Source organism: Streptomyces odontomachi (assembly GCF_024435355.1).
GTDB lineage: Bacteria > Actinomycetota > Actinomycetes > Streptomycetales > Streptomycetaceae > Streptomyces > Streptomyces odontomachi.
The window spans coordinates 265,116-280,627 of record NZ_JAMJWG010000012.1 but is presented as its reverse complement, the minus strand read 5'-3'; the positions used below and the strand labels follow the sequence as shown (position 1 = coordinate 280,627).

The window sequence follows — 15,512 nt, the reverse complement described above, 5'->3', positions numbered from 1 at the left end:
GGCTGGACTGCGATGGAGTGGATTGCGATGGACTGAGATGGACTGGATTGGGAGGGACTGGGGCGGGTGTGCGGGCGGTGCCACGACGACGGTGTGGGAACCTTCTCATGCGGGCGGTGCCCCATCGCCGCCGCCGCCGCCGCGGCCGGGTACGGGTCAGTCGTGGTGCGGCGCCGGGCCGGCCGGTCGGCACCGCGGGCGCAGGCGCAGGGTGAGGATCTGGAACGGGCGCAGGGCGAGAGGCGTTCCGGCCGTTCCGGTGGCTCCGTCGATGCCATCGGCCCCGTAGGCGCCGTCGGTGGCGTCGATTCCGTCGAAGGCGCGCCGGTCCGCCGGTGGTCGTTGCTGCAACGGGTCCTCCAGCAGGTCCACCACCTCGGCTCCGGCCAGCGGGAAGGACGTGTGGAGCCGGCCGGTGGCCCGCCCGCCCAGCGCCTCGTAGAGACGCACGATCACATCGCCGGAGCGGTCACCGGCCAGCTTCACCGCGCCGATCACGATCCCGTCGCCGTCGACCCTGACCAGCGGCGCCACCTCGGCGGTGCCGTCCACCACCCGCTCCGGCAGGTTCATCCGGTAACCGTCGCGCACCGCGTCCGCGGTCTCGGGGGCGAGCGCCAGGGCGTAACGGAAGGTGTGCCGGCCCAGGTCGGACTCGGGATCGGGGAAGCGGGTGCCGCGCAGCAGCGTCGGGCGGACCGTCGTGGTGACGCCCCCGTCGGCGCGCACGTCCCGGGCCAGGTCGTAGCCGTAGACACCGGCATTGAGCAGGGCGACGCCGTGGCCGGGCTCGGCGATCCTGACGAAGCGGTGGCAGTACGCCTCGAAGTGCGCGCGCTGCCAGCTGGTGTTGGTGTGGGTGGGTCGCTCGACGAATCCGTACGCGACCTCCGCCTGCACGGCACGCGCGGTCACGTCCAGGTCGAAGCGGGACTTCATCAGCAGCTCGCGCTCGTGCCAGTCGACCTCGGTGGTGAAGTCCACCTGCCGCGCCCCGGCGTGCAACGTGATGGTTTGGGCGGCTTCCGAGGCTCGGTCGGGCGCTGCGGGTCCGGCTGGCGCTGCGGGTCCCGTGAGCTCCGTGGGTCGCGTGAGCGCCGTGCGCGCCGGGGATCCCACGGGCGCCGTGGACGCCGCCGCCCCGAACCTGCGGCGGACCGTGACCCGGGGCGCCGCCGGATTCGAGGCGTCGACCTCCAGCAGCGCGCCGGGCCCGGCCAGGTCGCTCGGCGGTATGTCGTACGTGAACGAGTCGATGTCCCAGGCGTCGGAGTCGTTGGGCTGGTCGGAGTGGAGCTGGAGCAGTCCCGCGGCGCCGCCCGGCGCGAGCAGTTCCCGGCCCGCCGCCAGGTCACGCACCGAGCGCACCACCCCGTCGGCGGCCACCTCGACCCGCAGGATCCCGTTGTCCAGCAGCACCCCGCCGGTGCCCGTGCGGGCCACGTCGACCGTGCCCGGAACCGCCTCGGGCGCCGCCGCACCCAGCGCCGCCACCCCGCGGCGGGCGTGCGGCGCCGCGTTGAAGAGGGTGCGCCCGGCCGGGTCGGTGACCAGCGTGCGCAGTGCGCCGTCGACGAGCGCCTCGAGCCGGGCGGTCAGCCGCGCATGGCCCTCGACCGCCTCCCGGTGCACCCAGGTGATCGACGAACCGGGCAGGATGTCGTGGAACTGGTAGAGCAGCAGCAGCCGCCAGATCTCGTCCAGTTCCTCGTACGGGTACGGGGCGCCGCGGGTGACCGCGGCCGTCGCCGCCCACAGCTCGGCCTCCCGCAGCAGGTGCTCGTTGCGGCGGTTGCCCTGCTTCAGCTCGGCCATCGTGGTGAAGGTGCCGCGGTGCCGCTCCAGATACATCTCGCCCACCCACACCGGCGGGCACTCGTCCTCGGCCCGGGCACGCGAGACGAAGTCCTCGGGCGTGGTGATCCTGACCCGCGGCGCCCCGTCCAGGTCCGCGAACCGGTGGGCGCGCCCGATCATCTCCCGGGTCGGCCCGCCGCCCCCGTCGCCGTAGCCGAAGGTCGTCAGGGAACGCCTCGCCCGCCCCTTGTCCAGGAAGTTCGCCGCGCCGTGCAGCAGCTCGCGTGCGGACAGCACGCTGTTGCAGGTGTCGACGGGGTGGAAGTGGGTGAACAACCGGCTGCCGTCGATGCCCTCCCAGCGGAAGGTGTGGTGCGGCATGGTGTTCGTCTCGTTCCACGACATCTTCTGCGTCATGAACGAGTCGATGCCGGCCAGCCGGTGCAGCTGCGGGAGCGCGGCGCTGAAGCCGAACGAGTCCGGGAGCCAGCCCACCGTCACCTCACGGCCGAACTCCGCACGGCAGAACGTCCTGCCGTAGTAGAACTGCCGCGCCCAGCTCTCCCCGCCGGGCAGATTGCCGTCCGCCTCCACCCACATGCCGCCCACCGGCACCACGACGCCGTCGGCGACCAGCTGGCGCAGGCGGGCGAACACCTCGGGGCGGTGCCGCTTGAGCCAGTCCATCTGCTGCATCTGCGGCATCGCGAAGACCAGATCGGGATGGTGTTCGGCCAGGTCGGCGAGGTTGGCGACGGTGCGCGCCGCCTTGCGGACGGTCTCCCGGATCGGCCACAGCCAGGCGGTGTCGATATGGGCGGAGCCCACCGCGTCGGCGCGGTGCGCGCTCGCCCGGGCCGGGACCCGCAGGGCCGGGGCGAGCCGGGCCCGTGCCTCGGCGGCGCGTGCCCTGACCGAGTGCCGGTCCAGCAGGTCGAGGGCGCCGCTGACGGCGGCGGCGATCTCGAAGCGACGCGCGTCGGTGCCGGGCAGCTCCACCATCAACTCGTCGAGCACGTCGAGATCGAGCGTGAGCGCGTACCCCTCGGGGTCGAAGACGGCCAGCTCGGCGCGGGCGAGGGTGTACAGCGGACGGTCCAACGGGCCGAGGCCCCCGCCGGTACCCGGGTGCCGGTCGATGTTCGGATTGCCCGCGGCCTCCACGTAGAACTCGACGGGCTCGTCGGCGCCGGAGGCCGAAGGGGAGACCGGGACGTACGCGGTGCGCGGCTGCACCGCCTTGATCACGGAACCGTCCGGACGGTACGCCAGCCCCTCGGCCTGGAAGCCGGGACCGCCCCCGGTGAAGCCGAGGTCGACCCGGGCCTCCACACGCTGCCCGGCGAACGCGGCCGGCACCGTGCCGGTGAAACGGAACCAGGAGGTGCGCCATGCCGGCCCCCAGGTGTCCCCGACCGCCGCCGGCTCGTACCGCGCGGCCAACGCCTCGCCGACCGGCACCGGTTCGCCCGGCACATCCCACCGGGCCACCGCCAGCGGCACCGCCAGCGGATACATCGCCTCGGCGAGATACCCGCGCCGGGCGCGCGCCAGCCGCCGGTGTACCTGATCAACGTCGATGAGCATGGCGTCGTCCCCGTGCTGTCCCCGGGTGAGTGGGGTGGGTGGGTGGGCGTGGCGGTGGTGGGAGCTGGGAGCGGAGGCGTGGGGCCGGTCGGCTCTGGCGGCTGCCTGTGAGATCGTTCCCAGGCCCGGCTCATGGTGGTCGGGCGATGTGCCGGTGTCAACCGTGTGCGCGCGGTTTCGATGTGGTCCGGGGGCAGTGCCGCGCTGACCCTTGACCCCGTCGGTACGGATTCGTAGGGTCCCGATCTGGGATCGATACCACAGCGGGTCGCGTCAGCCTTCAAGTCTTCGCCCTGTCACCGCCCAGCCCAGTCAAGCCCAGTCCAGGCACGGCACCTCACTCCCGGAAACCCCAGGCCGCCGCCCCCGGCGGTTCCCGACACCGGAGCGCACGCGTGAGCAGCATCCGCGAAATCCTCGTCCTGTCCCACACCCACCACGACGTCGGCTACACCAACAGCCCCCGCATCGTCGGCCCCATGCACCGGCGGATCGTCGGCCGCGTGCTCGACCTGTGCGAGGAGTCCGCCTCCGGCCCCGGGCCCGAGGAGACGCGCTTCCGCTGGACGTTCGAAGTGGCCCGGCCCGTGCTCGACTTCGTCGCCACCGCCACGCCGCGCGACCTGGCCCGGCTGCGTGACCTGGCCGCCGCCGACCTCGTGAGCGTCACCGGTGGCTACCTCAACATGACCCAGCTGCCCGGCAGCCAGGAGCTGGACACCGGGTACGAGCTGGTCGACCGGCTGCGCGCGCTCGGCCTCACGGTCCGCACCGAGCAGCACGGCGACGTCAACGGCATCGCCTGGGGCGCCGTCGAGGCCATGCGCCGGCGCGGCATCGACCGGCTGGTGATGGCGCTCAACCCCGACCACGGCCGGCCCCCACTGGCCCAGCCGAGCGCCTTCCGCTGGCTGCCACCGGGCGACGATGCCGGCGGCGCCGGAGACACCGGCGGCACCGATGGCTCCGATGGATCCGATGGCTCCGCGGGCGGCGCCGACGGGGACAGGGGAGTCTTCGTCTGGCTGAGCACGCACTACGGCTTCGGTGAGTCCTGGGGCTTCATCGACGGCGACATGGGGTTGTTCGAACCCGAGGTGGCACGCTTCGTCGCCGGCCTCGAAGCCCGCGACGACTACCCCTTCGACGTCTCCGTCGTGCACGCCGCCAACGACAACCGCTGGCCGACGGCCACCTTCCTGCACGCCGTGCGGGCCTGGAACGACAGGCACCCCGAGCTGCCGATGCGCACCGTCACCGTCGACTCCGCCCTGGACCTCCTCCAGGCCCGGGCCCGGGCGGCGGGACCGGGCGCGCTGCCGGAGCTGTCGGGGGAGTGGGCCGACTGGTGGTCGCACGGCCACGGCTCCACCGCGCAGGAACTCGCCGTCCACCGGGCCGCCCGCACCCATGCGCTCACCGCGGGCACCACGCTGAGCCTGGCCGCCCTGCGCGGCGCGGGCGACGTCGACCACGCGGAGGTCATCGGCTACCGCCGCGGCCCGGTGCGCTCCCGCACCGCGCAGGAGATCCGCGCCGACCTGGCGGCCGTGGACGAGCAGTTGCTGCTGTTCGGCGAGCACACCTGGGGTGCGTGGGAGTCCTTCTCCAAGCCGCACTCCCAGCTCACCCGTTCCTCGTGGAACGCGAAGTCGGCGATGGCGTACACGGCTCTGGACCTGGGCCGCGACCTCGCCATAGAGGGCCTGTTCCGGCTGATGGCGTCGGGACCGGGCGCGACCGCGGTGCCGGTGCCGGTGCCGGTGCCGGCACCGGAGTCGGAATCGGGGTCGGCGCCGGAATCGGGGTCGGCGCCGGAGCGCGGGCCGGTGCGGGATGCGCTCGGTCGTCCGCTCCCCGGGGGTAGCGCCGTGCCGGTGCGCGCCGGTGACCCCGTCGTCGTCCACAACCCCACGGCACGCACCCGCACCGCGCCCGTCACGGTCGAGGTCGACCAGCTGCACCAGCGCACCGTGGTGGCCCGTGACGTGCCGCCGTTCGGCTTCGTCCGCATCGACGCGCCACAGGCGCCGCGGCCGGCCGGCACCGGCGAACGGATCGCCACCGAACGGTACGAGGCCGTGGTGGACCCGGCGCGCGGCGGCGTCGTCTCGCTCGTCGACCGCCGCACCGGTCGCCAGCTGGTGGACCGGCAAGCCGGGCACGGGCTCGCAGCGGTGGTCCACGAGGACGTGGCCCCCGGTTCGACGCACCCGTTCGTCCACGGTGAGCCGGTCCGGTTCCGGCCCGAGGACCCGGGCCCGGAGTTCGTCCGCTCGGCCGCGACCGGCCGGGAGCGGCCCGCCATCACCGAGGCCCGCGACCACGTGGCCCTCACCTGGACCAGCCACGCCCCCACCCTCGCCGTCGAGTCCACCCTGCGCCTCTACCACGATCTCGACTGCATCGACATCAGCGTGACCGTCGGCAAGGACGAGGCCCTGACCCCCGAATCGGTGTTCATCGCCTTCCCGTTCGCGCTGGCCGACCCGCGTTTCCTGCTGGAGACCGCGGGCGCGGTCTTCACGGCCGAGCACGAGCAACTGCCCGACACCAGCAAGGACTGGTACTCCATCCAGCACGCCGCTGCCGTGCACGGCAGCGCGCCCGACGGCGCGCCCGCCGGTGTCCTCTGGGCGACCTGGGACGCGCCGCTGGTGCAGCTCGGCGGCTTCCAGACCGGCCGCTGGGCGCGCACCCTCGACGCCCCCGCAGGGCACCTCAACTCCTGGATCGCCAACAACCTGCACTTCACCAACTTCCGCCGCCAGCAACACGGCGTCGACACCTACCGCTACCGGCTGATCCCGACCGGCGCCCCCGTCGACCCCGCGGCCGTCCGCCTGCTCGGCGACGACGTCCTCTTCGACCTGACCGCCCGCCAGTACGCCGGTCCCCTGCCGGACGACGGCGCCGCGTCGCTCGTGGTGTCGCACCCCGACGACGTCCTGGTGGACCTGCGCCCCGTCGCCACCGGCACGGACACGAACACGAACACGAACACGGACACGGGCACGGACGGGGCAGACGGTGCGGTCCGGGTACGGCTGCGGTCCGTCCGCCCCCGCCCCCTGGCAGTGGACCTCACCTGGTCCGGCCCGTCCGCGGTCGAGGTCGCCGGCGTCGGCTCGGGCCTCGGCCTCGAAGCGATGGGTGCGTTGCCCCGGAACGCGGCACGACCGACGGACGCGATCCTCGCCCGCGACCGTGCCCCGCTCGCGGTCCGCATCGACCCCTACGGGGTGACGGACGTGCTGCTCAGACGGGTCGAGGACGCGGGCGGATGCAACGGCAAGACCACCTGACCGAGACGGCCTGACTGAGACGGCCTGACTGAGACCGCGCAACCGTGACCGCGCAACCGTGACCGCACACCCTGACCGCACACCCTGACCGCGCACCGAGACCGCGCACCGAGACCACGTAACCGAGGCCACCTGACAAAGCACCATCACCATCACCATCACCGCCACCGCCACCGCCACCGCCACCGTCACCGCCAAGACCGGTCTCCTTGCTTGCTCTACTGGTTCCCTAGTACGGTGGGGAACCAGTTGAGCAATGGAGGCATGATGTCACTCCTCGATGACGGCGGGCCGATCTTCGCCCAGATCGCCGCCGAGTTGGCGAACCAGATCGCCGACGGCACGGTGGGCGAGGGAGAACGAGTCGCGTCCAGCAATGAACTCGCCGCGTTCTACCGGGTCAATCCGGCCACGGCGGCCCGCAGTCTCACCGTGCTCTCGGAGGAGGGACTGGTGGAGAAGCGGCGCGGCGTCGGCATGTTCGTCGCGAAGGGGGCGCGGGAGCAACTGGTGGGCGCCCGGCGGCGGCGCTTCGCCGACCGCTATGTACGACCCCTGGTGATCGAGGCGGCACGGCTCGGGATCGAGCAGGACGAACTGCTCGACCTCGTGCGTGCGGAGCTGACCTCGGCCGAGGTCACGACGGGAGGCAAGGGATGACCCCCGCGATCTCGGTGTCCGGACTGGGCCGCAGCTACCGCGACCACCAGGCGCTCACCGACGTCACCTTCGACGTCGGCACGCCGTCCATCACCGGACTGCTCGGCCGTAACGGCGCGGGGAAGACCACACTGCTGCGCATCCTGGCCGGCCAGGAGTTCGCCACCGCCGGGCGGGTGCACGTGTTCGGGACCGGGCCGTTGGAGAACGATGCGGTGCTGCGTCGGATGATCCTGGTGCGGGAGGACCAGACCTATCCTGACCTGCGAGTTCGGCATGCGATCGCGGCGGCGTCGCTGATGTACCCGAACTGGGACGCCGACCTGGCCGGCACGCTGCTGGACGCGTACGAACTGCCGCCCGCCCGGCCGGTCAAGAAGCTGTCGCGCGGCATGCGGACCGCGCTCGGCATCATCATCGGACTGGCCGCACGGGCCGAGCTCACCCTCTTCGACGAGCCGTACGCGGGCCTGGACGCGGTCGCCCGCACGCTCTTCTACGACCAGTTGCTGGCCGACTACACCGCTCACCCGCGGTGCATCGTGCTCTCGACCCACCTCATCGACGAGGCCGCCGAACTCCTCGACCGCGTCCTGGTCCTCGACCACGGCCGGCTGGTCCTGGACGAGCAGACCGACGACCTGCGCGGCACCGCCACGACCGTCACCGGTCCTGCCGAGGGCGTGGACCGGTTCGCCGCCGAGCGCACGATCCTGAGCCGGCGCACGCTGGGCACGCAGACCAGGGCGGTGATGGTCGGCCGGCTCGACGAACGCGACCGGGAACTCGCCCGCCACCTGCACCTGCACCTGGAAGGCGTCACCCTCCAGCAACTCGCGGTCTACGCGACCGAACACCACGACCAGCCCGGCCTCATGACAGCGAAGGCATCCTGATGCGCCCAGCCCCGATCGTCACCGTCGCCCGCTACCTGCTCCTCGACCGCGTCACCTACCTGGTGCTGCCCTGGGCGTGGGCGGCCTTCGGCTTCGTCCTCGACGTGGTGGTCCTGCAACTCACCCCAGCCGGCGACACCGACAAGCGCTGGGTCGGCGGCCTGGCCGCGGTCTTCCTGGTCGTACTCGTCCTGGGCGTGCAGTCCGTCGCCCGCGCCCTGCCGTTCGCCCTCACCCTGGGGATCAGCCGGCGCACCTACTTCCTCGGCGCCAGCTCACTGGCCCTCGCCCTCGCCGCGTCCTTCGGCCTCGTCGTGGCGGTCGGCCAGAGCGTGGAACGCGCGACCGGCGGATGGGGCATGAACATGGCCTACTTCCGCCTCCCCTACCTCCTCGACGGGACCTGGTACCAGTCGTGGCTCACCGCCACGACCACGTTCCTCCTCCTGTTCGTCTACGGGATGTGGTACGGCCTGATCTACCGCCGTGCCGGGCTGCTCGGCACCGCGTTCTTCGGCGCGGCACAACTCGGCGCGCTCGCCCTCGCCGCCATCGTCGCGACCTGGCTGCACGGCTGGACGGACATCGGCCACTACTTCACCACCGTCACCGCCATCGGCATCACCGGCGTGCTCGCCGCCGTCGTCGCCGTCCTGCTCGCCGGCGGCCTGGTCACCATCCGCCGCCTGACCGTATGAGACCGCGCCACACGACGGCGTCGCACGCACACGGAAGACGCCTCCCACCCCGTACGGCGATAGGCGGGCCGGGAACCCGGACTTAGAATCGGCCACGGCGCCCGGCCGACCGCACACGACGGCCGGCCGCCCCGGATCGCCGGGGGCGGTTGCATCGGCGTGCCGGCGGGTGAAGGACGGATGGTGACGGGGCGGGTGGTCGATCAGGAGCCGCTGAGGCGGCCGACCCTGAAGGACGTTGCGCAGGCGGCGGGGGTGTCCCACTCGACGGCGGCACGCGCCCTCAGCGGTGAGGGCTATGTCGCCGCCGCGGTACGCGCACGCGTCACGGGCATAGCGGACGAGCTCGGCTACGTGCCGCACGTGCTGGCCCGCTCCCTGCGCAAGCAGGTCAGCCGCTCCGTCGGCGTGCTCGTCTCCGACCTGCGCAACGCCTTCTACGCCGACCTGGCCGCCGGCACCGGGCGGCAGGGCCGCGCCCACGGGTACACGATGATGCTCGGCGACGACAACGGCTCCGCCGCGGACGAGATGGAGGCGGCGCGGGCGTTCGTCGCGATGCGGGTGGCCGGCGTGATCGTCACCCCGCTGTCCGCGGAGGTCCCCTCGTACCTGCTCCAGCAGCGCATTCCCGTGGTCGAGGTCGACCGACAGTTCGCGCCCGACCGGTGCGACGGGGTGATCGTGGACAACATGGCCGCCTCGCAGCGGCTCAGCGAGCACCTCATCGCGCTGGGACACCGCAGGATCGCGCTGCTCATCGACGAGACCCACTGGACCACCGGCCGGGAACGCTTCCGCGGCTACCGCGAGTCCCTGGCCCGCTCGGGCCTGCCCGCCGACCCGGAACTTCTGGTCTCGGCCGGCTCCGACGTCGGCGCGGCGCGCAAGGCGGCCGTGGACCTGCTGGCCCGTCGTGATCCGCCGACGGCCGTCTTCGCGGCCAACAACGTACTGGCGGAGGGCGTCTGGCGGGCCGCCCACGACCTTGGGCTCCGGGTTCCGGCCGACCTGAGCGTGGTGTCGTTCGACGATGCGCCCTGGATGAGCATGGTCACGCCTGGTGTCACTGCGGTGGCGCAGGATGCGGTGGCTCTCGGCGAGGCGGCGATGGATCGGCTGCTGGCGCGGATTGCGGAGCCGGCGGCGCCGGTTGAGACGGTTGTCATCGACGCCGATATTCAGGCCCGAGGTTCCACCTCGGCACCGCGCGGCGCCTGACGCTACCCCCCCGTCGGGTGGTTGCCCCGCTGGGGGCTTTGCCCCCAGGCCCCCCTTGTCGGCCTTGACGGCCTCGTCCTCAATCGCCGGACGGGCTTTGATGTGCGCGGCGTGTGCCGGTGTGCTGGTGCGCGTTGGCGAGTGCGGGTGCGCCTGTGGCTGGTGTCGCCTTCTGTTTCGTTGTGGGTCGGGGGCGTGGGGGATGTACGTGCTCGGCCGGCGCGATGATCGTGGACCGTTAGTTCACCGGCACTCGGCGGCGGTCCTGCGCGCGCACATCCCCCACGCCCCCTCCCGTCTCGTACGCGACCCGCACCCCGGTGGGCCTTGCCCCATGCCCGTGTGGGGCGACACCCCGAAAGGGGTGGAGGAAGGAAAAGAAGGGCCACCGGGGGAGAGCCGCGTCTGAGACGGGAGGTGTCGTGGGGGTATGTGCGCGCGCAGGACCGCCGCTGGGTGCCGGTGAACTGACGGTCCAGGGCAATCGCGCCGGCCGAGCACGTACATACCCCCACGACACCGACCCACCCACCCCACCGAACGCGGCCCTTCGGCACCCCAGGGACAAGGGGGACACCGCACCGCCCCTACCCTCTGCGGACGGGGGCACCCCAACCCAACCCCTCTGTGGGCAGTCGTTCCGCAGGGCGGAACGGGTGGGCACAGACCACGACGCACGGTCACGTGCAACGGCACCGGGCCCCCGGACGAACGGCGTAGCCACACCGCACGGTCACGTGCGACCCGCGCACCCCGGACAACGGCCCCGCCGCGTCAGCAGTCTCGTCCCAGCCACTGCGCGAGCACCCAACCCCGGCTCTGCGCAGCCCGTACGTACACCCACACCTGGCGCTCGTCGGTGCGGAGCACCGTAACGGGCTGGCCATGCCGAAGGACGCCGACCACGTGGCCACCGTGCCCGGGCGCAGCCCGCAGGTCGAGGTCGCGCGCGCAGACCGTGCGCCGCCGGTCGACGGCGGGCGATTGCCCCGTGGCCGCGCCGGCCGACCGCGGCGCGGAGGCCGGCACGTGCCCAGGACCGAGCAGCAGATACGTGCCGACGCAGCCGGCCGCGACCGCGAAGAGCAGCGCCGCCGTCCAGGCGAGCCGCCGCGGCGGGCGCAGCACCTGCGTCGGCAGGCCACGCAGCCGGAACCGGCGGGCCGCCGCGCCCCGAGCGGTCGGGGCGCAGTCGGCGCCATCCGCCAGGCAGGAGAGCACGGCGGCCAGTTCGGCGGCGTCGGCGTACCGCCGCTCGGGCTCCTTCGCCATCGCGGTGGCGACCACCCGATCCAGCTCCACCGGCAGCCTCGGCAGCACCGCCGAGGGCCGCGGCGGCTCGGCGAACAGCACCGCGTGCATCAACTGCGGCAGCAGAACGCGGTCGTGGTAGGGCCGGTGGCCGGTGAGCGCGGCGTGCAGCAGCCCGCCGAGCGCGTAGACGTCGCAGCGCCCGTCCGTGGGGTCGCTGCGCCACTGCTCGGGGGCCATGTAGGTGTAGGTGCCGCCGGAGAACAGCTCGCCACCCGGGCGTCCGGAGCCGGTCGTGCTGTCGGCCGAGCGCAGCCACTGCGGGTCGCTGCTCAGCCGGGAGAAGGTGTCCGCGGCCACCGGGGTGCCGGCGAGACCGAAGTCGGAGAGCAGCGGGGAGCGTTCGCCGGAGTCGGAGCGCAACAGGACGTTGGCCGGTTTGATGTCGCCGTGCACCACCCCGGCCCGGTGCAGCGCATGGGCGGCGGCGGCCACCTGGGCGACCAGGGTGGCCGCCTCCCGGGGCGGCAACGGACCGCCGCGGTCGAGCACTTCTTGCAGGTTGTCGCCCTCGACGAGGTCCATGACCAGGTACAGCCAACCCTCGTGCTCACCGGCCGCGTGCAGCGACAGCAGACCGGGATGGCGGGCGGCGCGCGCGGCGCGCGCTTCGCGGAGAAAAGTACGCCGGGCGGTGGGCTGTTCCCCAGCGGCGCGGGTCAGCTTGATGGCGACACGGTGACCGGTGGCGTCCTCCACGGCTTCGTGGACGACACCCATGCCGCCGCGTCCCAGCTCCGGTCCGAGCGTGTATCCGGGCACGCGGACTCTGTCGGGCACGGGGGTGAGTATAAGGACGGACAGGGTCAGCCGGTGCGGGTTCCGGACGATCGCAGCGTGGTGCGGCGGGACCGGGCACGGGTGCCGCTCTCCGTGGTGCCGGACTCGTCCGCGGGGGCGTCGGCGAGGGCGCCGGCCATGCCGGGGGCGGCGGCCAGGCAGGCGGCCAGCAGGCGGCGGTGGGTGTGGGCCGCGCGGTCGGGCCACGGGGGGCGGGCGGCGGCGAGCACCGGTTCCAGGGTCTCCAGCAGGCGTTGACGCAGCTCGCCCTGGTCGGCCTCACGGACGCCGGTGGTGATCTGCTCGAGGTCGGCGTAGGCCTTGATGACGAGGTCGGCGCGCGGCTCCTCGGCCAGGAGCAGTGCGGTGAGCCGGAACAGCCGGCGGCCGGCCCGCCGCAGGTCGTGGGTGCTGATGGCGTCCGCGCCCGGCTCGCCGCCGGCAAGGCGTGCGCGGGTGGTGTCGATCCAGGGCTCGATGGTGCTGCCCAGCCACAGGGGCCCGGAGGCCAGCTCGTCGTCGGGCTCGGGCATGCCCCAGCTCCGGCGCCGCCGCCACACCGTGACGAGCTGGCGGTTGAGGCCGAGCGCGTCGGCGATCTCGGCGATGCCGTAGTGCCGGCGGCGCGGTGCCGGCGCCGGCGCGTCGGCTGCCGCCAGCACCGCTGCCGTGGCGGCCGTGCGGCCGGGCCCGGCCGTGTTGGCCGACGCGTGCGGTGCGCGCCGAGGTGTCTCCCGCGGTGCCGCTTCCCTTGCCATGAACTCAGCCTACTGATCGGGCTTGCCGATGCCTTGTTATCTCAAAGGTCGTATCTGTAATCTCACAAAACATTCAGATCTACCCCCGTAGATGACGGGGGAGGTGCGGAAGCGGAAGGGGAGCGACGTGAGCAAGGCGAGGGCCGCTTGCGCGGCAGGCGCCGCCACGCTGGCGTTACTGGGCGTCGGGGCCGCCACCGGGGGTGCCGCGGAGGCGGGTGCGGGCTACTGCGCCGTGCAGGCTGCGCCGGTACGTGCCGGCTCGATCGACACCTTGCCTCCGGTCGACCGGACCGAGGTCTGGCACCAGGAAGAAGCCCGGTCCGGCTGGTCCTTCGGCCATGTGCTCCCCCCTGCCTCCCGCGGCTCGGGTACGTCCCGCTGACCGCCATCGACCCGGGAGGGGGAGTGGAGGTGGGGTTGTTATCTTAAATATCGTTACCGTACTTTAAGAGTACGTCGCCGACACAGGAGAACACGCGCAGTGCCCTCGTTCGTGATGCGACGGGGGATCCAACGGGAGGAGAGCATCATGCGCAAGGCAAGGGCCGGCACGGCGGTGCGGGCAGCTCTGGCGACCTTCGGTGCGGCCGCGCTGACCTTCACCACCCTCGCCGTGGGCAGCCCGGCCAGCGCCACGGGCACCGCCGGCGTGGTCACCGCGAACGACGCCTACCTGCGGACCTACGCGCAGAGCTGGATGATCGGCACCCTGCTCAAGGGCGACCACTTCGACGTCCAGGGCGAGCAGAGCGGCTATTACTGGGGCTACGCCCAGGGTGACTTCAACGGGTGCGCCTGGATCGTGGCCAGCTCCGTGGACAAGGGGACGAGCGCCTCCAGCGCCCCCGACTGCGGCGCGCCGCAGCGGATCGCCCTGCCGGACTCCGCGCACGCCCCGGCCGACGGATACGACACCAATGGTGACGGCACGCCGGACCGGCTCACCCTCGAATACAAGGTCACCTGCCAGAGCGCCGGCATGTACGGCAACTACCGGGGCGGGCACCACCTCACCCACCGCGTCGACCTGCCCGTCAACACGCCGGTCGGCTGGCGCTGGACCACCTCCGACGGGCAGTCGGCCGTGGTGCGCTGGGACGCCGGTGACCTGTGGGCGTACATCCCGCGCGACTGCGTCGGCCCGCGCTGACCCCCACCACGCGGACCCGGCGAGTCCGGGCCCGGCCGCACTCGAGCCCGGCGGCCGGTCCCGGGGCGCGGATGTGCGAGGGCGGGCGGTGTCGATGCGGCACCGCCCGCTCGTGCGCGCCGTGGGTGTCCCGTTCCGCCAGACTGTGAGTGATTCATTATGCTTCGTCTGGTTTGTTGGTCCATGTCGAACGGTGCAGGGTAGAAGGCGTGAACGTCCGGCAGTGCGTCGGCCGTCTGCGGCGGCAGCGGCCCACGGGGTGGGGGATGCTGCTGTTCCCGATCCTGCTGATCGTCGCGATCACCGTGGTGGACGTCCTGGCGCCTGACGACATCCACCTGGGCCCGGCTCTGGCCATCGCGCCCGCGATCACCCTCTCCTTCGCCGGTCCCTGGCGTACGGCGCTGGTGGGCGCTCTCGCGGTGGTGTCCCAAGTGATCATCGCCGCCGCGCACGGTGGGATCGCCACGACCAACCATCTCGTGCAGATCCCCACCATCGCGATGCTGTCGATCCTGGTCGTGTTCTTCTCCGTGGTGCGGGAGCGACGCAACCGGCAACTCGCGCAGGTGCGGTCGGTGGCCGAGACGGCGCAGGAAGTGGTGCTGTGGCCGCTGCCGACACGGCTCGGGCCGCTGAGAGTCGCCAGCATGTACCTGGCCGCCGAGGACGAGGCGCTGATGGGCGGCGACCTGTACGCGGCGACCCGCACCGAGCACGGGTGCACCCGGGTGATCATCGGTGACGTACGGGGCAAGGGCATGCACGCGATCGGCGAGGCCGCGCTGCTGCTCGGCGCCTTCCGTGAGGCCGCCCACCAGCACGCCACCCTGGCGCGCCTGGCCGGCGCCCTCGAATGCAGCGTGCAACGCTACCTGGCCGACTTCCGGTCGCGCGACGACGCCGAGGAACGCTTCACCACCGTCCTGCTGCTGGAGATCCCCGACGACGAACCGATCATCCGGATCACCAGCTGCGGCCACCCGCCGCCCCTGCTGCTCAGCCCCGGCAAGTCGGTCGGCCACCTCGACGTGAACCCGGCACCACCGTTGGGCATCGGCCTCGGGGGGATCGGCGGCCCGCCTGACGTGCGCGCCTTCGAAGCCGGTGACACGGTGCTGCTCTACACCGACGGGGTGATCGAGGCACGCGACCACGACGGCGTGTTCTACCCGTTCGCCGAGCGGGCCGCGCAGTGGACGAACCGTTCACCCGAGGCGCTCCTGCGGCAGCTGCGGCGCGACCTGCTCCACCACGCCGGCGGTCGGCTCGGCGACGACGCCGCCGTCGTCGCCATCTGCCGTCCCCCGTCCGACGCCCCGTGACGTCCCGGGGCGCAGGGCGTC

The 15,512-nt window shown here is 72.8% G+C and carries 11 protein-coding genes; 8 read left to right on the top strand and 3 right to left on the bottom strand.

What is annotated here, in order from left to right; translation table 11 throughout:
* Positions 1–156 precede the first annotated feature (156 nt).
* Complete coding sequence (locus tag NQO67_RS24650) at positions 157–3,384, bottom strand: alpha-mannosidase (protein WP_255952396.1); 3,228 nt, start codon at positions 3,382–3,384, stop codon at positions 157–159.
* A gap of 395 nt (positions 3,385–3,779) precedes the next feature.
* Between NQO67_RS24650 and NQO67_RS24645 the strand changes: the two genes are divergently transcribed.
* The 5 genes from NQO67_RS24645 to NQO67_RS24625 all read left to right on the top strand — a co-directional run bounded on the left by NQO67_RS24645 (position 3,780) and on the right by NQO67_RS24625 (position 10,164).
* Entirely contained in the window at positions 3,780–6,689 is a 2,910-nt protein-coding gene (locus NQO67_RS24645) for a polysaccharide deacetylase family protein (RefSeq protein ID WP_255952395.1), read from the top strand.
* Between the two features lie 267 nt (positions 6,690–6,956).
* On the top strand, positions 6,957–7,349 hold the full coding sequence (locus tag NQO67_RS24640; RefSeq protein ID WP_255952394.1) for a GntR family transcriptional regulator: 393 nt from the start codon (positions 6,957–6,959) through the stop codon (positions 7,347–7,349).
* Positions 7,346–8,245: an ABC transporter ATP-binding protein gene (locus NQO67_RS24635; protein WP_255952393.1), complete on the top strand. Its 900-nt coding sequence runs from the start codon at positions 7,346–7,348 to the stop codon at positions 8,243–8,245. Before NQO67_RS24640 ends, NQO67_RS24635 begins: the two co-directional genes overlap by 4 nt.
* Positions 8,245–8,943, top strand: a complete 699-nt coding sequence (locus NQO67_RS24630; RefSeq protein ID WP_255952392.1) for a hypothetical protein — start codon at positions 8,245–8,247, stop codon at positions 8,941–8,943. The genes NQO67_RS24635 and NQO67_RS24630 overlap by 1 nt, the downstream gene beginning before the upstream one ends.
* A 180-nt stretch (positions 8,944–9,123) precedes the next feature.
* A complete protein-coding gene (locus NQO67_RS24625; protein ID WP_255952391.1) occupies positions 9,124–10,164 on the top strand; it encodes a LacI family DNA-binding transcriptional regulator in 1,041 nt (346 codons plus the stop codon).
* Between the two features lie 774 nt (positions 10,165–10,938).
* Here NQO67_RS24625 and NQO67_RS24620 read toward each other — a convergent pair.
* Entirely contained in the window at positions 10,939–12,255 is a 1,317-nt protein-coding gene (locus NQO67_RS24620; protein WP_255952390.1) for a serine/threonine protein kinase, read from the bottom strand.
* A gap of 26 nt (positions 12,256–12,281) precedes the next feature.
* Entirely contained in the window at positions 12,282–13,013 is a 732-nt protein-coding gene (locus tag NQO67_RS24615) for a hypothetical protein (protein WP_255952389.1), read from the bottom strand.
* A 127-nt stretch (positions 13,014–13,140) separates the two neighbouring features.
* On the opposite strand from NQO67_RS24615, the gene NQO67_RS24610 reads away from it, so the two are divergent.
* The 3 genes from NQO67_RS24610 to NQO67_RS24600 all read left to right on the top strand — a co-directional run bounded on the left by NQO67_RS24610 (position 13,141) and on the right by NQO67_RS24600 (position 15,491).
* Entirely contained in the window at positions 13,141–13,398 is a 258-nt protein-coding gene (locus NQO67_RS24610; RefSeq protein WP_255952388.1) for a hypothetical protein, read from the top strand.
* 147 nt (positions 13,399–13,545) lie between these two features.
* Positions 13,546–14,166 carry a hypothetical protein gene (locus tag NQO67_RS24605; protein ID WP_255952387.1) on the top strand — a complete coding sequence of 207 codons (621 nt, stop codon included), beginning with the start codon at positions 13,546–13,548 and terminating at the stop codon, positions 14,164–14,166.
* 266 nt (positions 14,167–14,432) lie between these two features.
* Complete coding sequence (locus tag NQO67_RS24600) at positions 14,433–15,491, top strand: PP2C family protein-serine/threonine phosphatase (RefSeq protein ID WP_255952447.1); 1,059 nt, start codon at positions 14,433–14,435, stop codon at positions 15,489–15,491.
* The last annotated feature ends 21 nt before the right edge of the window (positions 15,492–15,512 follow it).